The organism is Microcoleus sp. F4-D5, assembly GCF_036704885.1.
Taxonomy (GTDB): Bacteria; Cyanobacteriota; Cyanobacteriia; order Cyanobacteriales; family Microcoleaceae; genus Microcoleus.
In genome coordinates this window covers 11718-32956 of the sequence record NZ_JAUBSX010000070.1, presented here as the reverse complement: position 1 = coordinate 32956, position 21239 = coordinate 11718, and the positions used below count along the sequence as shown (strand labels likewise).

Below are 21239 nucleotides of genomic sequence, written 5' to 3'. Positions count from 1 at the left end.
CACGGATGAATCACGTGGCGGGTATCCTGGATGCGTGATTGTCAATCGATTTTAGATTTGAGATTTTAGATTTTAGATTTTAGAATTGAAGCATTCACTTGCGCGAAATAAATACGTTCGGCAAGTTTCATCGGATATAGGTTTTTTATTTTTCCACGGATGAATCACGTGGCGGGTATCCTGGATGCGTGATTGTCAATCGATTTTAGATTTGAGATTTTAGATTTTAGAATTGAAGTATTCACCCCACGAATAAATACGTTCGGCAAGTTTCATCGGGTACAGGTTTTTTATTTCTGGACGCATGAATTCGGGGGCTTGTATCCTGGATGCTTGCGGTACAAAATCAAAAAAATCAGTAATTGTGCAGTCTACCACGGCACTCCTCGCGCATCGGAAAAATCTGCATCTAGAACCGCCCCCGGATCGAATACGGCATCAGTTAAATCAGCCTTTCTAAACGACGTTATCGATAATTTTTCTATTTCTTCAACAGCGATAAAAAAGCCGATCGCAGTTAACCCAAGAATTACCCCAGAAACCAAAAATAAGACAATTCCCCTGATAGTATCTCCGCCCAAAAAGGTCACAATACCGCTAGCCCCGATCGCAGCAGCAGCCCCAGCCACAGCCCCCGCCACAATTCCCGCCTCGCCCCGAGTCGCAGCAATCGCCGTAGCAGCCGTTCCGGCCACCGCCACAGCCCCCGCATCCGCCCCGCCAATCAGTCCAGTCAAAGCCCCAGCCGCCGTCACTGTCACCGCTGTCACCCCAGCCCTAGCAATCAAATTTCTCACCCGCCTGCGGCTTTGTCCGGTTCTGACACCCCGAAAATTTGCCCCCCTCAAAATCGCCCCGGTGAAATTGCAGCCTCGAATGTCGCAACCGCTGAAATTCGCCCCTGACAAGTCAAGCCCTTTAAAAGAACGGTTCCGCAAGTTTTGGTTGGCAAAATTGAGATTTCGAGGTAAAGTCATTCGATTTTAGATTTTAGATTTTAGATTTTAAATTAGCAAACCAAAAGCTTGGGATTTTAGATTTTAGATTGTAGATTGTAGATTAACCAAGCACAGGGCATTTAGAATTAAGCCTGTGGTTTATAACGAGTTTCCATGTCTCCCATCTCCGAATCCCCATTTTCCCCCGAACAAATTGCCGGTGAAAGACTCACACCTGAAGAATATGAAGAAATCGTTCACCGTCTCGGCCGCCATCCTAATAAAGCTGAATTGGGAATGTTCGGCGTCATGTGGAGCGAACACTGCTGTTACAAAAATTCGCGGCCGCTATTAAAACAGTTTCCCACAGAGGGCGATCGAATTCTCGTCGGGCCTGGAGAAAATGCCGGCGTCGTAGACTTGGGATACGGCTTGCAACTCGCCTTCAAAATTGAATCCCACAACCACCCCTCAGCAGTCGAACCTTTCCAAGGTGCAGCAACCGGTGTCGGGGGGATTCTCCGCGATATCTTCACAATGGGTGCACGCCCGATCGCACTTTTAAATTCCCTGCGTTTCGGCAACTTAGACGATGCCAAAACTCAGAGATTGTTCAAAGGCGTAGTATCAGGAATAAGTCACTATGGAAATTGCATCGGAGTACCCACAGTTGGCGGCGAAGTTTACTTCGATCCTGCGTATTCCGGCAACCCGCTAGTTAACGTCATGGCCTTGGGTTTAATGGAAACTCAAGAAATCGTCAAATCCGGGGCATCGGGCATCGGAAATCCCGTGCTTTATGTCGGTTCAACTACCGGGCGAGATGGCATGGGAGGAGCAAGTTTTGCCAGTGCCGAATTGACCGACAAATCAATGGACGATCGCCCCGCCGTCCAAGTAGGAGATCCATTTTTAGAAAAATCCTTAATTGAAGCTTGTTTAGAAGCATTCAAAACCGGCGCAGTCGTCGCCGCCCAAGACATGGGTGCGGCGGGAATCACCTGTTCGACATCAGAAATGGCAGCAAAAGGCGGGGTCGGCATTGAATTCGATTTAGATAAAGTTCCCGTTCGAGAAAGCGGTATGGTTCCCTACGAATACCTGCTTTCGGAATCCCAAGAACGGATGTTGTTTGTTGCCGAAAAAGGACGCGAACAGGAATTAATCGATATTTTCCACCGCTGGGGATTGCACGCGGTAGTAGCGGGGACAGTGATCGAAAAGCCGATCGTCCGAATTCTATTTAAAGGCGAAATCGCTGCCGAAATTACCGCGACTGCTTTGGCAGATAACACGCCAATTTATCACCGAGAACTGTTGACAGAACCGCCAGAATATGCTAAAAAAGCATGGGAATGGACGGCCGATTCCCTGCCACAGTCCACAGTTACAGGTATCGAAATTAACGGCAATTTTCAAACTTGGAATCAGATTTTGCTGACGCTTTTAGATACTCCCACCATCGCTTCTAAACGCTGGGTTTATCGACAATACGACCATCAAGTGCAAAACAATACTGTTGTTTTACCGGGAGGCGCTGATGCTGCAGTTGTCAGATTGCGTCCGCTAGAACCCTGCCAATCTTCCCTTGCTGAAGGGGTAGAAGTACACCCCCTTGCTAAGGGAGATCTACTGAGAGAAAATGCTGTTTCTCTAGCTTCCGAAATCAAACAGGAAGAAGAGGTAATTCCTCTATTTACAAAAGCACAAGGTAGGGAAACTCCAAAAGTTTCTCCCCCCCTTAGCAAGAAGCAAGCGCCCCTAGGGATGATTCCTGGAGTTGCTGCAACGGTTGATTGCAATTCTCGTTATGTTTATCTCGATCCTTATGAAGGTGCAAAAGCAGTCGTAGCGGAAGCAGCGAGAAATTTAAGCTGTGTGGGTGCTGAACCTCTGGCAGTTACCGATAATTTGAATTTTGGCAGTCCCGAAAAGCCGATCGGATATTGGCAGTTAGCGTCAGCTTGTCGCGGAATTGCTGATGCTTGTCGGGAGTTGGGAACGCCTGTTACTGGCGGCAATGTTTCTCTTTACAATGAAACGGTTGATGCTGAGGGAAATCCTCAACCAATTTATCCGACTCCGGTAATCGGAATGGTGGGGTTAATTCCCGATTTGAAGAAGATTTCTGGCCAAGCTTGGCTAAAGAAAGGTGATTTAATTTATGTCCTGGGAATGGGGGATGCAAAGGAAGCAGAAAAGTCTCAAGATTCTGAACTTACCTTTTTTCATTTTTCCAATTCTGAACTCAAAATAGAAAAGCCAAAACTTCCTGCTTCTCCCACTTTGGGAGGTTCAGAATATTTAGCAGCAATTCACGGGATTGTCGCTGGGAAACCGCCAAGAATAGATTTTGAGTTAGAAAGAAAAGTGCAATCGGTTTGTCGCGATGGAATTCGGCAAGGTTGGGTAGGTTCTGCCCATGATTGTGCGGAAGGTGGAATTGCGATCGCCCTCGCGGAATGCTGTATTTCTGCTAAAATGGGTGCCGAAATCCATCTCAGTTGCAATTCGGAAAAGGTCGGCCGCTGGGATGAAATTTTGTTTGGTGAAATGGGCAACTGCATTCTAGTTTCAGTCGCCCCTAAAAATCAAGGGGTTTGGGAGTCTTACCTGCAAGAACATTTGACTAAAATGTGGCATAAAATCGGTTTAGTTGGCGGGGCTGAAGCACCTTTGCGAGTTTTTAGTGCTGACAATCAACCGTTACTTGAGGTTGCGATGAGTGAGATGGGCGATCGGTTCTATAATGCGATCGAGCGTCGGATTGCATCTGTCTGACAACGTGAAGTTTCGCTCCCCCTAAATCCCCCTTAAAAAGGGCAGTAGGGGCTGACTTTGAATACTCTTGTCCCCCCCTCTTCTTAAGGGGGGCTAGTGGGGATATCCGGGTTTAAAGACACACCCTAGAGCCCCGACTTCTTACAAAATTCACGATTATTGCAAAAACCTATTACAAAAGTCGGGGTTATTGCACACTATACAATATAAACAATATCATTCATACAATAAATGATTTGCTGTATCAATCCCGACTGCCCCAATCCTCAAAACCCCGACGGACAAAGATATTGCATCAGTTGCGGCCTGGAACTCGTACCCCTCCTGCGACATCGTTTCCGCACGATCGAACTCCTAGGTCAAGGTGGCTTCGGCAGAACTTATTTAGCAGAAGATATCGATCGACTAAATCAACGCTGTGTCGTTAAACAATTAGCACCAAATGTCCAGGGAACTTGGGCGATTAGCAAAGCGGTAGAATTATTTCAGCAAGAAGCCCGACAACTGCAACAGCTAGGAGAACATCCCCAAATTCCGTCACTTGATGCCTATTTTGAACAAGACAACTATTTGTATCTCGTACAGCAGTTTGTCGATGGGGATAATTTGTTGACGCTTTTCCAAAATCAGGGAATTTGGCAAGAAAGCCAAGTTAAGCAACTGTTACTAGAACTTCTACCTGTTCTCAAGTTTATTCACGAACAAAAAATCATTCACCGAGATATCAAGCCAGAGAATATTATGCGCCGTCGCAGCGACGGTGTGTTAATGCTGATTGATTTCGGAGTTTCCAAACAGTTGTCGGTAACAGTGATGTCACGACAGGGAACGCAAATTGGTTCGCATGGTTATGCACCGCTTGAACAAATGCAAGGGGGTGAAGCTTATGCAGCCAGCGATTTGTTTAGCTTGGGGGCGACGGCTTTTCATCTATTGACGGGGGTAAATCCTTATGGTTTGTGGACGGAACACGGTTATAGCTGGACTGGAAATTGGCAGCAACATTTGAAAAGTCCCATAGACAAGGGATTGGAATTTATTTTATCTAAGTTGTTGGCAAAAGATATCCAGCAGCGCTATCAATCAGCAGAGGAAGTTTTAAGAGATTTTCAACGCCAGTCAATACAAACTCCCGCAGCGACACCAACTCCCACAATTCCTGTGATTCCACAGCACTCTTTGCCGTTACCAACTAAGACAACAAGGCGAGGTTTATTGCAATTAGCTGGTTTTGCTGGCGGAGGATTTGCATTAGCCCTGCTGAGTCAAAGTTTGTTGAACAACAAATCTTCTTCATCTTCACCAAATCTTCCCCCTTCATCCAACAAGGAGGCGCCATCTCCTAAATCATCAGCTCAAAAATCATCTCCAAAAACTACAGCCAAAAGTTCATCGCCAAAACCATCTCCACAATCTGTAGCAGAAAGTCCATCGCCAAAACCATCGCCAAAACTATCTCCAAAACCCGCACCAAAAACTCCAAAACCTAAGCCATCTTCCAATGCTTTAAAAAGCTTTACTTTTGAAACAGTGACAGTCAACTCAACGGGGCAAATCGCCAACCGCCGTCAAGCAAAAGCACAGGCTTTTATAGAAAATATGGGGAATGGTATTACTCTAGAGATGGTAGCAATTCCTGGCGACAGCTTTGTGATGGGTTCGCCCGATACGGAAGCCGGACGAAGTAGCTATGAAGGGCCGCAGCGTACCGTGAATATCCCTGCTTTTTTTATGGGTAAATATGAGATAACTCAAGAACAATACCAAGCGGTGATGGGAAATAACCCTTCTGAGTTTAAAGGTGCGAAACTTCCTGTCGAAAAAGTAAGCTGGAATGACGCTGTGGAATTCTGCAAGCGGCTTTCTAAAAAAACAGGCAAGACTTATCGCTTACCTTCACAAGCGGAATGGGAATATGCTTGTCGCGCCGGAACTAAAACACCTTTTTATTTTGGCGAAACAATTACCCCGGATTTAGTTAATTATAATGGCAATAATCCCTACGCTGGGGCACCGAAGGGACTTTACCGCAAACAAACAACTGATGTCGGGAATTTTTTACCCAATGCTTTTGGACTTTATGATATGCACGGGAATGTTTGGGAATGGTGCAGTTATCCCGACAACGATCGAAGCGATCGCCCGGTGCGGTGTGGCGGTTCCTGGAACGACACTGCGGTGAATTGTCGCAGTGCGTATCGTCTTAGCAATTCGGCGGGCGATCGTTACTCGGACATCGGTTTTCGCGTGGCTTTGGTGTCCGCGTAGTCTCGGATTTTCGGTTCTTGGCTGTAGTCTCCCGCGAGGCCTCTTCTTTTAAGACTCGGCGGTTGAAACCTCGCCTACACGAGACTTTACCCGGATGGTGCGCGGGTTGAAGCCGTAGGGTACGTCGCCCGAAACAATCTACAAGTTCGATCGACAATTTCACAGCCACGCACCACAAATTAGTAAGGTGCGTCGCCCGAAACAATCTGCAAGTTCGATCGACAATTTCACAGCCACGCACCACAAATTAGTAAGGTGCGTCACCCGAAACAATCTGCAAGTTCGATCGAGAATCTCGCAGCGACGCACCCTACAAATTAAACTGAAAAACTTATCTGCTCCGTGCTATTGCCATAACTTGCTGCGCCCAAATTTGACTTTACATGGCCGCACAGATTCCGATTGTGATATAGTAGGTCAATTTTATGAAAAAGTCAAGATTAATCGCCCTTAAATTCTAATATTTGAAAAAGCCCATCCAGCAAGTTTATAATTTATTTTCCAGGGAACGATCGCCTATCTCTTCAGTCTGGCGTTGCGCCCACTTCGTTGGACAATCACCGAATTCCTCGCCGCATCCCTCGACAAATTTCTCGCCCGCCGTTAATCAAGGTTAGTATAGGATTTGGGGGCGATCGATACTACAATGCCATTAAACGCCGCATCGCTTCTGTCTGAAATGCTACACGAGTTGGAAATAATGACAGAACCGTGGCAAGATTAAGGGAATGTTAAGTTATGCGGCGCTTTCGCAAACAAGATTTCCCGCTGATACTGTCCCCCTAACCCACTTTCCCCATTAGGAACCCACCCATCTATGATTCCCAACCATTCCTTCGCGGCTGACGAGCATTCTAGCAAACCCGACAAGCCAGAGGAAGCTTGTGGCGTTTTCGGTATCTACGCACCGGGTGAAGATGTCGCCAAGTTGACCTACTTCGGTTTGTATGCCTTGCAGCACCGCGGTCAGGAATCAGCAGGAATTGCCACCTTTGAAGGTGAAACAGTCCACCTGCACAAAGATATGGGACTGGTTTCCCAAGTCTTTAACGAATCGAGTTTAGGTCACTTGCCCGGTAACTTAGCGGTAGGCCACACTCGCTACTCTACTACGGGCTCGTCGCGGGTTGTCAACGCTCAACCTGTTGTTGTCAAGACCCGTTTGGGGAGTCTCGCCCTAGCACATAATGGAAATCTTGTCAATACAAAAGAATTGCGGGAAGAGTTGCTGTCTCGCAACTGCGACTTTTTGAGCACGACGGATTCAGAGGCGATCGCGGTGGCGATCGCCTCGGAGGTAGACAAGGGCAAAGGCTGGCTGGAAGCAGCGATCAGTGCCTTTGCTATGTGCCAAGGAGCCTTTAGTTTGACGATCGCTACCCCCAAAGGCGTGATGGGAGTCCGCGACCCCCACGGCGTCCGCCCGCTGGTAATTGGCACTCTCCCCACAACTCCAGTACGCTATGTTTTAGCATCAGAAACTTGCGGCTTGGATATTATCGGTGCTGAATTTTTGCGGGACGTAGAACCGGGAGAATTAGTTTGGATTACAGAGCAAGGTATGGCTTCGTTCCACTGGAGCCAGCAGCAGAAGCGCAAACTTTGCATCTTTGAAATGATCTATTTTGCTCGCCCCGACAGCCAGATGGAAGGTGAAAGTTTGTACAGCTACCGCCTGCGGATCGGGCGTTTGTTGGCAGCAGAATCTCCGGCTGATGCGGATATAGTGATCGGGGTTCCCGATTCTGGAATCCCGGCGGCGATCGGCTTTTCTCAAGCTTCCGGCATTCCTTACGCCGAAGGATTGATTAAAAATCGCTACGTCGGGCGCACTTTTATTCAACCGACTCAGACAATGCGGGAGTCAGGAATCCGCATGAAACTCAACCCTCTCAGAGATGTGTTGGAAGGAAAGCGAGTAATTATTATCGATGATTCGATCGTGCGCGGCACTACCAGCCGCAAAATTGTCAAAGCCTTGCGGGATGCGGGTGCGATCGCAGTTCACATGAGAATTTCCTCGCCGCCGGTGACACATCCTTGTTTCTACGGGATCGACACCGACAATCAAGATCAGTTGATTGCTGCTACTAAGTCAGTCGCAGAAATCGGCGCCCAAATTGGGGTAGATTCTTTGGCTTTCTTGAGTTGGGATGGAATGCTGAAGGCGACTAACGAAGACCCGATGAGTTTTTGTTCGGCGTGTTTTACCGGCGATTATCCGATCGACGTTCCCGAAATGGTAAAACGGTCTAAGCTCATATTAGAAAAGGCTGCAACCTAGAAAATCAAAAAGCGCTGGCTCGCCCGTCAGTTTCCCGGATTTATGAATTTTCAAATTTTTAGGGTAACTCGTTGCCAGACAGTGTGTAGAAATGTTAAATTAACTTGGCTGTAGCAATTCTTGCAGGATTTGTGAACTATAGTGAACTGTCGGTTGGGTAAAACTTGTGTGAAACCCAACACTCCGATTTGAGATTTTGGATTTGAGATTTGAGATTTGTCCTTCAATCTAAAATCTCAAATCTCAAATCCAAAATCGATGGGTATTTGCCTGCACTCTCGTTCACAATTTCTGCTGCAAGTGCTGTATGCCACCTGCAGACTGGAGGTAGTGCCTCCAAAAGTGAACTCTCAGATTGAAGTCGCATTTCGCACAAACAACGGACACATCAAATTTTTTTAGATAACAGGGTCGATCGCACTAATTTTTCCCATACAAGTATTCCACAAGCCAACTTGCTTGAGAATCGAGGACGGGCTCTTCATGCGAACTAAAGAACTTTAGAAACCCTTGCAGAGTAAAAAATATGGCTCCTTGCGGGTTGAATGTTACCTCACCTGCATAGGGATACAAGCCCCCGACACGAGTCGGGGAGAGCCAAAAAATTTAGATATTAGTTAAGCCCCCAAATTCATGTTTGGAGTGAATCTAAAATCTAAAATCTAAAATCTAAAATCGATTGACTGTTACAAGGCGGAATGCGGTTTCTCAAGTCAGCTTAAATCGGAAACTTCGTGCAATCAAATACTGTTCTCAATCCGCCGAGCAATCAAGGCTCGTCCTCTCGTACAACAGAGTTACCTTTTACTCTTAGTGATATCAAGGCAGCCATTCCAGCCCACTGTTTTGAACCCTCGCCCTGGAAATCTCTAGCTTACTTCTTTTTAGATATTGGCATCATCGCAGGTTTGTATGCGATCGCCTACACCGTCGATTCCTGGTTCTTTTACCCAATTTTCTGGTTGATGCAGGGAACCATGTTTTGGGCATTGTTTGTAGTCGGTCACGACTGCGGGCACGGTTCATTTTCTAAGATCAAATGGCTCAACAACCTGATCGGACACCTCTCCCACGCTCCAATTCTCGTGCCCTTCCACGGTTGGCGGATCAGTCACAGAACCCACCACGCGAATACAGGCAGCTTGGATAATGATGAAAGCTGGTATCCGGTGTCAGAGAGCAAATACAATCAAATGCTCTGGTATGAAAAGCTGGGACGCTTCTATTTGATGTTATTTGCCTACCCAATTTATCTGTTTCGCGGATCGGGCGATGAGGTATGTTCTCACTTCGTACCCGGTAGCCGACTTTTCCGTCCTTCCGAAAAATGGGACGTGTTGACCAGTTCTGCATCCTTGGTGCTGATGGTAGGCTTTTTAGGCGCGCTAACTTATCAGTTTGGTTGGCTGTTTTTGCTGAAATTCTACTTGGTTCCCTATGTAGTATTCGTGATCTGGCTGGATTTGGTAACATTCCTCCACCACACAGAAGCCGATATTCCCTGGTATCGCGGTGATGATTGGTATTTCTTGAAAGGTGCTTTATCTACGATCGATCGCGACTATGGAATCATCAATTCTATCCATCACGACATCGGGACTCACGTAGCCCACCACATTTTCTCGACCATGCCGCACTATCACTTGAAGGAAGCAACGGAAGCAATTAAACCAGTCTTGGGCGATTATTATCGCAAGTCAACCGATCCAATTTGGAAAAGCTTTATTCGTTCTTACTGGGATTGTCATTTTGTCTCGGATACAGGTTCGGGAGTTTGCTACGAATCGCCTCACAGTCGGCGATCGAATTGAGTTAGCAGGTTAACTTAAAACTTTTTAGACTCAAAAACCCGGTTTTTCAAGAAAACCGGGTTTGTTGAATTTATAGAACCCATTTAACTTGTTTTAGCGATCGCTCATAGCAGTCGATATTTTCACAGCAGTCGATCGCTCATAGCAGTCGATCGGCATCAAAAGCTCTTTTTTGAGGTCGTTCTGTTTAAAGCCAAGCTCGGAAACCCGGTTTCTTCAAGAAACCGGGCTTCTATTTCACTACTCTATGACTACGCCACGACGAGGAAGTCTGTATTGGAGAGGTTATCCGGAGAACCCACAATTGCGGCAAACTGACCACCACCTACTCCAAAGCCTGCCGCAGCATTGTTTGGGTTGTAGAACAAATTGCCAGTCAGACGGTTATAAACAATCTCATCCAAGCTGTTTCCTGCAACGCCGACTTCTAATCCGGCAGCCACATTGATTGTCGAAAAGTCTCCAGCCAGCAAAATATTACCAGCACCCGTTTCGAGAGCTGCGAAAACTGTCTTGTCCAGGACAATTTTATCGATCCCAATCGATAGGTTATTGATTGTATCTACACCAGCCGCAGGAAGAACCGTATTGAAGAGGAATCGGTCATTACCACCTCCGTCAATTAAGACATCACTGCCAGCACCGCCATTTAAGGTATCACTGCCAGCACCGCCAGTAATGAATCGTGTCATTGCCACCTAAACCATTGAGGGTATTGTTGCCGCTGTTACCCGTGATTTGGTTGCCGAGGCCGTTACCGGTACCGTTGATATTGGCAGATTCCGTGAGGACTAGGTTTTCCACGTTAGCATTCAGGGTATAGCTGACAGAAGACCGGACAATATCGATGCCCCGATCGACACCCTCAACCAGATTGTCGGTGGTAGTGTTGACCTGGTAAACGTCGTTACCAATTCCACCGAAGAGGTTGTCATTACCCCCTTCAGTTGAATTAAGGCTGTCGTCGCCTTCCCCACCGTACATGAAATCTAGACCTGCGCCACCATTTAGCAAGTCATTTCCAGAATCGCCATAGATATTGTCGTTACCACCACCCCGATTGAGGATGTCATTTCCACCAGCGCCAAAAATATTGTCCGCTGCTGCACCTCCAGTAAGGTTGTTAGCAAGATTGTTTCCGAATAAATTTGCCAAGATCGTTGCCCCTGAAAAATTTCAGTACATTAGATATGAATTTGCAGGGCAAAAAATCGCTGTGAATAACTCTCAGATGTTAAAATTGCCAAGCTCAATTAATACAAGCCGTGACAAGAAATTTTTACCTTGATACTGAAGAGTTGTATCAGTAAAAACTTTGATGATATAAATCCCCCACTCCTCTGAAATCCATCGTTGCAATTACTGACTTCAGCAACCTATTTATTGGCACTTCCCGGCCTAAAGACACGAGGATTCTTGATTCATAGAGCCGACTTGCCGATAAGCGAATTGCTTTAACATTAGTAGCGCTCAGGTCTCCACAAGCGTGTAAGGCTTCACCCCCAATTTCCCGTAAGCCCTACGTTACTTAATCTCCGACTCAGGATATTCTTCGCGGCCTTGCGATCTCGATCTAAAATATATCCACACTCACAAACATGAGTATGTTTTGATAAATTTTTCACAGCCCACGTTTGCGCAGCTAGAACATTCTTGAGATGGCGCTGACCTAGAATCAGTCTACCTAGAATCAGTCTACCTAGAATCAGTCTAGCTTTAATTCGGTATCACGATATTGTTCTAACGTGTCTAACTTAAATAGTGCTATTTTGTTAGCAAAACTTTACAAACAATTTGAGTTATTGGTCGTGTCTGCTAAACTTTTAGCAGAGCTTGGAGTCCAAGATAACTCGCGAAAAAAGAACTGCATTTAAATAAAAAACAAGAATTATTCACAATAGAAAAAAAATCTCTAAATATTTACAGGTATGGTTTTGGGACTAGAAGATATTTATTTTAAAAGTCACAATAACAAAAAATAATGTAAAAAATTGCTAATAATTATAAATAATTTCATAAACTAGATTACATTTAAGGGAATACCTGAAAATTTAAATAAAAACAATATATTTTTATTTGAGCTTGATTTACCCAAATTAACAACATTTATTAATATTTTAATTTCTGCTTTGTCAAGGTAGACATAGGTAATTACGCAGTATTTTTTGTAAAAAAGAGAAATACCGCTCGTTATTAATAATGTTTTTTCAGAAAAGAGAAGATTGCCTCACAAAATAAATGAAACATAATTGCCTAATTTTTATTAATAATTGTTGCCACAGAAGATAGCCGAGACTACAACTTAAGTGCATGGGGATAGCCTTCGATAAAAGAATGTATTGCCAATCGAATTTTTAAATCATTTTAAGAGCTAGAGTATTTATTAGACTTCTCCAAAAAACCAACTTGGTGGGAGGGATCGCAAGCTATAATAGAAATTAACCGAAATTTACACGAATCAAATGCGAGCGCATATCGAAAAAAAACCTGAAGACGCAAACTCGATTAGTCAGGGTTAATTATTATAACAAATAATCCCGCTAATTGTGCAGGTAATTAATCATAAATTAAAGTTCCTAAAGCGCAGTGGATTTGGGTTTAGCAATGTTCATGATTTTTCAATGCGAGCTTTGCTTTTTTGGGAGTTTTCTATCATACTTAGCATACTAAATACGGAACTGCTAAATATACTCACCTGTAGAATAGTTAATGAATTTAACTCGTATCGTAATCAGCGTTACTTTTATCAACGGGGTCGAGCGGGCGCCAACCAGGCGAGCGGCATGATTCCTAGCTATAGCCTTTCTCGGTAACATGAGGTGCACGCTCGATCGGCGGGCATAGGGCTCCGTGGGCTCCGTGGGCATACCTCACCAAGATTGAGAACTGCTATAGATTTGTCACCACCTGGAGTGAGAGCCGATCCACGACCGCGGGGGGGTTCTAACCCAATTCCTTTCCGTCAGTTATTTTAATCCGTAATATCCCGGGGTGGAGTATGTGTCGCAGGAATTTTAAGCTCCAAGTTTTAACAAATGGTTAAAAACTCGTATTTCGTAGGAGACTAAACATAGTAAAAAAATTTAGTTCGTTTTAGATGCTACTTTTTAAGGATTCATAACGAAAATATATAGTTATTTTTTAGGGCCTTGTCAGTGATTTCACTTAAGTGTTATCCTATCAGAGTACAATCACTGTCAAGTTACAAAACCTCCTTTTACATAAAACGAGACTGCTCGGCAAACCGAGGAGCCATGTCCGATGTCAATGTTTAGATAAAAGCAGAAAAACTCTAGTGAACGGAAGATTAACGCTATGTTAAAACTGAGTGCTTTATTTCCAATCCATTGCAATGACCGAGCCATCAGCCACGTATTTTTTTCAGTGTGCAAAGAATGGCAACACCCTGAGCTGAAGGCTCGCATGGTTGTCCCGAGTTGCGATCGCTCGTGTCGCGACTCCAATATAGTTGAAGCAATTCCGTCATTTCTGAAAAAACTGTATTACCGCAGTCCCAGTCTTCCCAAAATTAAGACAGAGAAGCGTTTTCTCAAAGATCTCAAAAATTTTGATGCTGCCTACTTGTGGCCCGGTCTCTCATTAGATACTGTAAAGAGCGTTAACAAGCAAAGCAAGCCGATTTTTTGGGAGCGAGTTAATACTTGTCAAAGGCAAGCTAAGAGTATCCTTGACGATGCTTACTCTCGCTTGGAATTGCAACCTCAACACCAAATTACCCCAGAAACAATTCAGATCGAAGAGCAAAAACTCAAGGTAGTTGACTTTCTGTTTTGTCCCAGTCCGGCAGTTGTAAAATCGTTTCAAGAAGCCGGAGTGCCTGAAGAGAAACTGCTTTTAACGACAGAGGGTTGGTCGCCAGAGCGTTTCCCGAATTATCAATACCAAAAACCGCCGTCAGAGGAAGTTAACGTCCTTTTCCTAGGTTTTGCCTGCGTCCGCAAAGGGACTCACCTGCTGTTGCGGGCTTGGGAGCGAGCAGGGATTAAGGGAAAACTGACAATTTTTGGCAAACTCGAACCGGCGATCGCTCAAACTTGCAGCCATTTGCTAAAACGTCCTGATGTAGTTCACTTTGATTATGCCTTGGACTACAGTTCTGCCTATAGCCAAGCTGACTTTTTTGCCTTTCCCAGTCTGGAGGAAGGTAGCGCACTCGTTATCTATGAAGCAATGGGTCATGGTTTGCCGATTCTCGCTTCACCGATGGGAGGAGGCGGTGTTGTGCGTGATGGCATTGACGGCATAATTCTTCCTCCCTACGATACAGACGCCTGGGTGGAGGGACTGCGAAAACTATCTAATTCTCCTGATTTGCGGGCTAAGATGGGAGCCGCCGCCCGCCAGCGAGCTTTGGAGTTGACTTGGCCGCAAGTTGCTGCTAGACGCGGAGAGCAGATTCGGCAAAAAATGCAGGCAAAATAAAAACTAAAAAAGAGAGGACTGACGAAGAGTCTTTATTTCTTAAAATCTTTAAGAAACGACTCTTCGTCCTCACTACTCGCCTGATGGTGGTTATATGACAGGACTAGATATAAGTCCTTCTCAAGTTTCATTAGGTAAACCTGATGATTAACTTTGTCTTAAGTTGTAGGCTCCAGAAGCCAGCCGTTTTTCAAATAACCACTGCTTGCTTTCAGGGGAATCATCCAGCCAGCGATCGATCAAATCCGCCCATTTGACAGGCAGGCGCAACTCATACCAGGTTGAGTGAGAAGCGACAGAAATATTTTGGTAAAGTGCTGCATCAGAAATAACTTTTTCGATACACTCGGCTAAAGCCAGAGAGTTCCCCGCCTCAAAAATCATCGAATTAATACCGTGTTTCAAGTGGGTTTTAAACATCGGGTGATCCGAAGCTACTATCGGTGTTCTAGTGCGTAAAGCGTGCTGAATTGTCAGCGGAAAACCTTCGGGATATTCGTGCCTGCTAGTAACTAAAACGATATCTGATTCTCTCATTAAAGGTTCTAAAGTCTGAGTTGGCACGATTCCCAGAAATTCCACTGAATCTTTAATTTGCAACTGTTCGACTCGCTGGACAAAAAACTCTTCTTGGCCTTGACCGGCCATTTTTAAATGAACTGATATATTCCGCTCTCTTAACTTTGCTACTGCTTCTAGGATATCGCCAACTCCCTTGCTTTCTATTAACAAGCCTGCGTAAAATAGTTTCAAAGTTTTGAGGCCACCAGAGATTTCTTTCGGCGGAAGAGAACCGGGATTGCTGTCTATCAGGAAGTCCCAAGGAATTATTTTATCGGGTTTTACTCCAATTTCGTTGAACAATAAAGATGAAGTTATGCCGTAAGTTCCAACCCATTCTATTTGCTTGTTATTCAACAACTTAGCGAGGAAATAGTTCCGGAATTTCTGGCGCCAAGTAGTTGTGGCAATAGATTCTGCAAATACGGCGATGGTTCTAATTTTATTTTTAATTGCCCACTTAAAAACGTCGGGAAGAATCGTCCGCATGATTAAGTGAGTCGGATTTTGCTTGGCAATTAACTCGATCAATTTTTGGGAATTAATTGGGTAACTAAATCCGCAAGCGATCGTCCGCACGCCGTTTTCTAGAACCTCCTCGTTAAATTCTGGTGTCATGCAGCACATAACCGTTACTGACTCCGCTCGTTTTGCGAGATCGGTAACGGCATCAACAGAATACTTTTGAGCGTAGTATGTTTCGCTTCCACCTTTGGCTAAACGCTGAAAGGCTTCTGCATAATCGCCGGCGTACTGAACTATGACTAAGCGCATTTTCCTCAACTCTGATTGTAAAGTACTCATAGGACTTACGGTACCAAAGATTTGTAATCAGGTTTATGTGGACGGTTTGATTTACTCCCACTCTAAAACTGTTCATTTTATTTGGCTTCAGCCTTATTATAAAGAGTTTCGGCCACAGTCACGTCAATAGATAGCGGCCGCAGCCGCTTTGTATCTGGGTTTCCAGCTAATTTGATCTTGATTTTTCTGAGAGTATTTTGCAAGTAGAATGCGGGAATTAATCCCGACTAAGTAACGAGAAATAGTGTCCCCTGCAATTTGATGTCCGAAGTTGCGATCGGCACTCACTATCGGTACTCACATACCATATTGGAGGGGATGCCAACAGAATTTGCCTGTAAAAAAATTCACAAACCTTTACAATACTTGGTTTTAGGGCATTCAGTAAGCCAAAGTTTCTAAAGTTTCCCGCAGATAAGAGCGAACCTGCTGATCGATGGTGGCGTTTTCCTGTTGACGCTCAAAATTCAGTTCTAGCTGCCAGCGTTGAAATCCTGAACTTGCGCCGATCGCGGATTTGAGACTGCCCCAGATTTCAGAATCTGCACACAGCTCGATCGGCTCTGCGGCGTTAGGTTCTTGTGCGAGCGGTAGATAATTCGCCATATTGTTATACCTCTGTTTTAATCCCCTGTAAGGATTGAAAGCTTACTTTGACACTCTCTATTATAGATTCTTCTCTCCAAATAGCCCATATAAAATATCCACAGCCTGCGATTAAAAATTAAATATTAAGGCTATTAATAATCTCAATCAGAGGACTGGCCTTACCTATTTTTTTAGAGCATAAATCTGTCCAAATGAAGGTAGCTTAAATTACAATTCTACCCATCTTAATTTTTTATTTCACTTTTTTTCGCTCGAGTGTTCGGGTAGGGATGTAACGCCGTTGGTGTCAGCAGTTTTTGGGTTGACAATACTGTCGGCAGACGAATTCCCTATGCCCGATGCTGGTTCAATTGACTCTGCAGGTGGAGCCACAGCGGCAGTTGCCTCGACGGCGAAAGCCGGCAAAAGTCGATCGACTTGCCAACCCGCGATCGTAAAATCCTGCCGAATTTTTTCTAAAATATGAGGCTTTGTGGCTGCAAATTCGGATTCCGGGGTCAGCAAAACAGCCATGACACTCGCAGACACCTGCAAAAACAAATTGCTAGCTAAAAAAGCAGAAGCTGCCAACAACAATCCAGCCCACCGCCACGAAGGAGGAAAGGGAGCCACCGAAGCAGCGAGGGGAGCAAATCGGTAGATCTGCCACAAAATTACTGCCAGTAAAAGAGCGACAAAAAGAGCTAGTCCCTGATTTAATTTAGTTTTAAACCGACTCAAAATCCGGTGCTGCGTATTAGTTAAATTCTGCGGTTTCACCGCCACAACTAAAATACTAAAAATGTAAAAAGGGCGGAACCACTGCATCCACAGCACAGGAACAATACCTGCTACAGCCACTAAAAACATTTCTAACCAGACAGGAAGCAGGGGAGAACCCACTGCAAGTCCCAGCAAGCACAGTCCCAGGAAAATCGGCAGTGCAGCCGCCCCAGAAAGGTGAATCCACAAGAAAGGGTCTGACCAAAAAGAACGCACTTTAAATAGTTATGAGTTTTTATTTTTGAATTTTTAGTTTTGAGGGTCTCGGACGCACTCTTGACCCAGAAACCCGGTGCGAGGAGTACATATCTAGCTGTCAAACCGAGGACTTACAGGAAGAAACCCGGTTTCTTTCCGTAAGTCCTATTTGAATGCGTGAATGCGTGGATTTTAAGTTAAAAACCAAAGTTGCGAGTGATGACTTTTTGAGTATTGAGTGAAGAGAATAGTTGGGAGGTAGAGGCAATTTAATTGCCTTTGCTCAAAACTTCTCTTCCACCTCAACACTCAAAGCTCAAAACTATTGAGATAGAGTCCGGCGCTTAGTAACCATCCGGTAGGCTTCAATAATATCGCCCTCCGCCCAGTCGCTAAACCCGCTCAAGGAAATACCGCATTCAAAGCCAGCATTGACTTCCTTGGCATCTTCCTTCATCCGTTTCAGGGAGTCGAGGACGCCTTCGTAAACGACATTGTTGCTACGGCGCACCCGCACCTTGCAGTTACGGATGACTTTACCAGAGAGTACCATACATCCAGCCACAGCCCCGCGACCGATCGCGAAGACAGCGCGCACTTCCACTTGACCCAGAGGTTCTTCGACCAGTTCGGGTTCCAGCAAGCCTTCCATCGCCCCTTGAATGTCATCCAAGAGGTTGTAGATGATGCTGTATTCCCGCACGTCTACGCCCGCTTGGTCGGCCGCTTGGCGAGCGCCGCTGGCGAGAGTAGTATTGAACCCGATAATCACAGCATTGCTGGCTGCGGCGAGGTCAATATCCGTTTCTGTGATTTCCCCAGGAGCAGATAGCAGCAGTCTGAGTTGAACTTCTTTTTGAGGAAGTTGAGTCAGAGCGCCGACAATTGCTTCGAGCGAGCCTTGAACATCTGCCTTCAAGATCAAGTTTAGTTCCTTGAGAACGCCTTCTTTAGCTTGTTGAGAGAAGCCGCTGAGGCTGATCCGGCCGCCTTGCAGGAGGCGCGAATCTCGTTGGAATGTAGCTCTTCCAGAGGCGATCGCCGCTGCTTCTTTTTCGTTGCCGAAGACATCAAACTCATCTCCCGCGCGAGGAACTTCCCGCAGCCCCAGCACTTCCACCGCGAATGATGGAGTTGCTCGATCTACGCGATCGCCCCGGTCGTCGATCATTGCCCGCACCTTGCCCAAAGCAGAGCCTGCGACCACAATATCGCCCACTCGCAGAGTGCCGTTCTGGACCAGCAGAGTTGCCACAGGTCCCCTTGCCTTGTCGAGGTGAGCTTCAATCACAGTACCCTTAGCCGGTCGGTGCGGGTTGGCGTTGAGGTCTTCCATTTCCGCGACTGTCAGAATCATTTCCAACAGCGTATCCAGGTTTTCGCCTCGGATAGCGCTGACTGGAACCATCGTGATATCGCCGCCCCAGTCATCTGCGACCAAGCCGTACTCAGTCAGCTCTTGCTTCACCCGTTCCGGCTGAGCGCCCTCCTTGTCTACTTTATTGATAGCAACGACAATTGGCACTTTCGCCGCTTTCGCGTGGCTGATAGCTTCAATTGTCTGAGGTCGCACCCCGTCGTCCGCCGCCACCACCAAGATAGCGATGTCCGTAACCCGAGTTCCCCGAGCCCGCATCGCTGTAAAGGCTTCGTGTCCCGGCGTATCCAAAAATACCACCTGCTGGCTCTTGCCATCGTGTTCCACATCCACGTGGTAAGCCCCGATGTGCTGGGTAATCCCGCCAGCTTCTCCCTGAGCTACCTTTGTTTTGCGGATCGAGTCAAGCAAGGTAGTTTTGCCGTGGTCCACGTGTCCCATAATCGTTACCACTGGCGGACGGCGTTCGAGGTATTCCAAATCGGCTGCGTCCAGCATCTCGATCACTTTGAGCGCTGGGGCTGCTTTTTCTGGGGTTTCTACCTCTACGCCCATTTCTTCGGCTACCATTCTCACCGCTGGAATGTCCAGGGTTTCAGTAATGTTGACCGCAATGCCTTTAGAAAACAGCCGCTTAATAATTTCGGTTTCGGGAACGGCCAGAGTAACTGCTAGTTCTTGAACGGTCATGGGCCTGCTCAGCAGAAGTTTTTCTGGACGTTCTACCTTAGCTTCGGCTGTTTTGCCCCGGTTGCCGCGTCCCCCGCTGGAACCTGAAGAAGAACTCTTATCGTGAGAAGGGCCAGGTCTCTTATTTTTTCCGCTGCTTCCGGGTGCGCCCGGAGTTGGTGTTGACTTGGGTGCTGCTTGTCCCTTCGCTTTAGCTGGGCGGGCTAGGGACAGGCTGACCGTGACTGGTGCTGGCAGATCCAAGCCGTTTTCTAAGTCATCTTCATCCTCGTCTATGGGTTTGAGGCGAGAACGTTTTGCCTTAACAGCCTTGGCAGCTTTGGCAGCATCTGAGTTTTCGTCATCATCTTCTTCCCAAATGACCGATGTCTTTTTGGCAGGACGAGGGAGAGTTGGCCTGCTCAGGAGAGGAATCTCGAGCAACGGCGTATTATCTTCTTCATGGTCATCAGTGTCATCGCCTGCGGCTCCGGTGTCACCGCCCCGGCTGCGCAGCCCGGTAGCTGACGTTGCGGGGGCAAGGCTCCGGCGCGGGCCGCCGGGCTGGGGTCGATCGGCAAGTGGAGTTTTTACTGGGCCGCCAGCGCCTTCTCGGCGCGGTCTTTGCGGGTCGCGAGATTCGGTAGCTCCCGGTGCGGGTCTGCTGGGGCGACTCGGTTTAGCCGGGGCTTCCAGAGTTTCTGCCTGTTGTGATTGCTCTTGCTCGGTTTTGGCAACTTTGAGTACCGGCTTGTTGCCCAGATTTTGTGGGGTGCGGTTAGCCGACTCGGACGCCGGTCTGACTGGCGGCGACGTGAGTTTTGGCGACGGCCCGGGGGGGGGTACCTGCTGGCGCTGGGTGCGTTCCGGAGCCTTTTCCGACGGCGGTTGAGGTGCCACAGGTATCTGAGCCTGGGCGGTGGTTTCCGGGGCGGTCGCACCTACAGTTTCCGACACTGTTTCTGACGGAGCAGCCGAGACAGCCACATTTGGCTTCGACAGTACAGGTCGATTGATATTTGGTTTAGCGGGAGGCTGGAGTTGTTGAGCTGCGGGCGATTTTGGAGGAGTTGCCACGGTTGCCGCCGACTGGTCTTTTTTCTCCTCGTTGCCCGCAGGCTGGGAGGAAGCACCAGCCTGCCGTACTTTTGGACTGCGTATTTCTAAAATTTGCTGCTTTTTTTGTTGGTCGTTAGGGTGAGGGCCAGATTCTCTAGATGGCGCTGCTGCTCTTTCGGGGGGAGCTGGCTTGCCGGGGGAAGAGTGGCTGCTGGCTACGTATTTTTCCGCCGTTTTGCGAATGCGTTCTGCTTCGGATTCTGTAATTGTGCTGCTGTGGCTCTTGACTGAAATATTGAGCCGCTCGCAAACTGCCAAGATGTCTTTATTATCCAAATTTAGTTCCCGTGATAATTCGTAAATTCTTACTTTGCCGTTGTTCATCCACTCTGCCCTCTTTTGTGCCAACCAGTTTTTACATTTTGATTTTTTGTTCTAATGACGACATCATTCGCTGTGATTGATTCAGTGTCAGGAATCGGGGTTTTGGTACTCGCTCAGCAATTTTATCTATATAGATGCAACTTGCTGAAGTCTGCGGTTGGAGAATTCTCAAGTCTTTTTTGGAACTTGGAACTCTAAAGTCTGAATTTTGGCAACAGCCACAAATCAAGCTTCAAAGTTTACCTTTCCACCTTGAGGATACCTCTGCTAGTACCCTACCCTTATCTAAT

Annotated in this window: 12 protein-coding genes; 5 read left to right on the top strand and 7 right to left on the bottom strand. The window is 46.5% G+C overall.

What is annotated here, in order from left to right; genetic code table 11:
- Positions 1–371: 371 nt before the first annotated feature.
- A complete protein-coding gene (locus QUA80_RS25685; protein WP_333427827.1) occupies positions 372–977 on the bottom strand; it encodes a pentapeptide repeat-containing protein in 606 nt (201 codons plus the stop codon).
- A gap of 135 nt (positions 978–1112) precedes the next feature.
- Between QUA80_RS25685 and purL the strand changes: the two genes are divergently transcribed.
- The 4 genes from purL (at position 1113) to QUA80_RS25665 (ending at position 10082) form a co-directional block, all read left to right on the top strand.
- Positions 1113–3719, top strand: a complete 2607-nt coding sequence (gene purL, locus QUA80_RS25680; protein ID WP_333427826.1) for a phosphoribosylformylglycinamidine synthase subunit PurL — start codon at positions 1113–1115, stop codon at positions 3717–3719.
- A gap of 231 nt (positions 3720–3950) precedes the next feature.
- A complete protein-coding gene (locus QUA80_RS25675) occupies positions 3951–5987 on the top strand; it encodes a bifunctional serine/threonine-protein kinase/formylglycine-generating enzyme family protein (RefSeq protein ID WP_333427825.1) in 2037 nt (678 codons plus the stop codon).
- A gap of 817 nt (positions 5988–6804) precedes the next feature.
- A complete protein-coding gene (gene purF, locus QUA80_RS25670; protein ID WP_333427824.1) occupies positions 6805–8271 on the top strand; it encodes an amidophosphoribosyltransferase in 1467 nt (488 codons plus the stop codon).
- 734 nt (positions 8272–9005) lie between these two features.
- A complete protein-coding gene (locus tag QUA80_RS25665) occupies positions 9006–10082 on the top strand; it encodes a DUF3474 domain-containing protein (RefSeq protein WP_333427823.1) in 1077 nt (358 codons plus the stop codon).
- 251 nt (positions 10083–10333) lie between these two features.
- Here the strand turns inward: QUA80_RS25665 and QUA80_RS25660 are convergent, their stop codons facing one another.
- On the bottom strand, positions 10334–10774 hold the full coding sequence (locus tag QUA80_RS25660; RefSeq protein WP_333427822.1) for a hypothetical protein: 441 nt from the start codon (positions 10772–10774) through the stop codon (positions 10334–10336).
- Positions 10740–11237, bottom strand: coding sequence for a calcium-binding protein (locus QUA80_RS25655; protein ID WP_333427821.1), 498 nt, complete (start codon positions 11235–11237; stop codon positions 10740–10742). Before QUA80_RS25655 ends, QUA80_RS25660 begins: the two co-directional genes overlap by 35 nt.
- Before the next feature lie 2268 nt (positions 11238–13505).
- Here QUA80_RS25655 and QUA80_RS25645 point away from each other — a divergent pair.
- Positions 13506–14525 carry a glycosyltransferase family 4 protein gene (locus tag QUA80_RS25645; protein WP_333427819.1) on the top strand — a complete coding sequence of 340 codons (1020 nt, stop codon included), beginning with the start codon at positions 13506–13508 and terminating at the stop codon, positions 14523–14525.
- A gap of 147 nt (positions 14526–14672) precedes the next feature.
- Here the strand turns inward: QUA80_RS25645 and QUA80_RS25640 are convergent, their stop codons facing one another.
- The 4 genes from QUA80_RS25640 to infB form a co-directional block, all read right to left on the bottom strand.
- Positions 14673–15890: a glycosyltransferase family 4 protein gene (locus QUA80_RS25640; RefSeq protein ID WP_333427818.1), complete on the bottom strand. Its 1218-nt coding sequence runs from the start codon at positions 15888–15890 to the stop codon at positions 14673–14675.
- 381 nt (positions 15891–16271) lie between these two features.
- A complete protein-coding gene (locus QUA80_RS25635; RefSeq protein WP_333243376.1) occupies positions 16272–16496 on the bottom strand; it encodes a hypothetical protein in 225 nt (74 codons plus the stop codon).
- Positions 16497–16736: 240 nt separating this feature from the next.
- Positions 16737–17477 (bottom strand): low-complexity tail membrane protein, encoded by a 741-nt coding sequence (locus QUA80_RS25630; RefSeq protein WP_333427817.1) that lies wholly within the window; start codon positions 17475–17477, stop codon positions 16737–16739.
- 304 nt (positions 17478–17781) lie between these two features.
- On the bottom strand, positions 17782–20949 hold the full coding sequence (infB, locus tag QUA80_RS25625) for a translation initiation factor IF-2 (RefSeq protein ID WP_333427816.1): 3168 nt from the start codon (positions 20947–20949) through the stop codon (positions 17782–17784).
- Between the last annotated feature and the right edge of the window lie 290 nt (positions 20950–21239).

What these genes read in the sequence shown, in the direction of transcription:
- QUA80_RS25685 (WP_333427827.1), bottom strand. Translation starts at nt 977, where the DNA reads ATGACTTTACCTCGAAATCTCAATTTTGCCAACCAAAACTTGCGGAAC.
- purL (WP_333427826.1), top strand. Translation starts at nt 1,113, where the DNA reads ATGTCTCCCATCTCCGAATCCCCATTTTCCCCCGAACAAATTGCCGGT.
- QUA80_RS25675 (WP_333427825.1), top strand. Translation starts at nt 3,951, where the DNA reads ATGATTTGCTGTATCAATCCCGACTGCCCCAATCCTCAAAACCCCGAC.
- purF (WP_333427824.1), top strand. Translation starts at nt 6,805, where the DNA reads ATGATTCCCAACCATTCCTTCGCGGCTGACGAGCATTCTAGCAAACCC.
- QUA80_RS25660 (WP_333427822.1), bottom strand. Translation starts at nt 10,774, where the DNA reads ATGACACGATTCATTACTGGCGGTGCTGGCAGTGATACCTTAAATGGC.
- QUA80_RS25645 (WP_333427819.1), top strand. Translation starts at nt 13,506, where the DNA reads ATGGTTGTCCCGAGTTGCGATCGCTCGTGTCGCGACTCCAATATAGTT.
- QUA80_RS25640 (WP_333427818.1), bottom strand. Translation starts at nt 15,890, where the DNA reads ATGAGTACTTTACAATCAGAGTTGAGGAAAATGCGCTTAGTCATAGTT.
- QUA80_RS25635 (WP_333243376.1), bottom strand. Translation starts at nt 16,496, where the DNA reads ATGGCGAATTATCTACCGCTCGCACAAGAACCTAACGCCGCAGAGCCG.
- infB (WP_333427816.1), bottom strand. Translation starts at nt 20,949, where the DNA reads ATGAACAACGGCAAAGTAAGAATTTACGAATTATCACGGGAACTAAAT.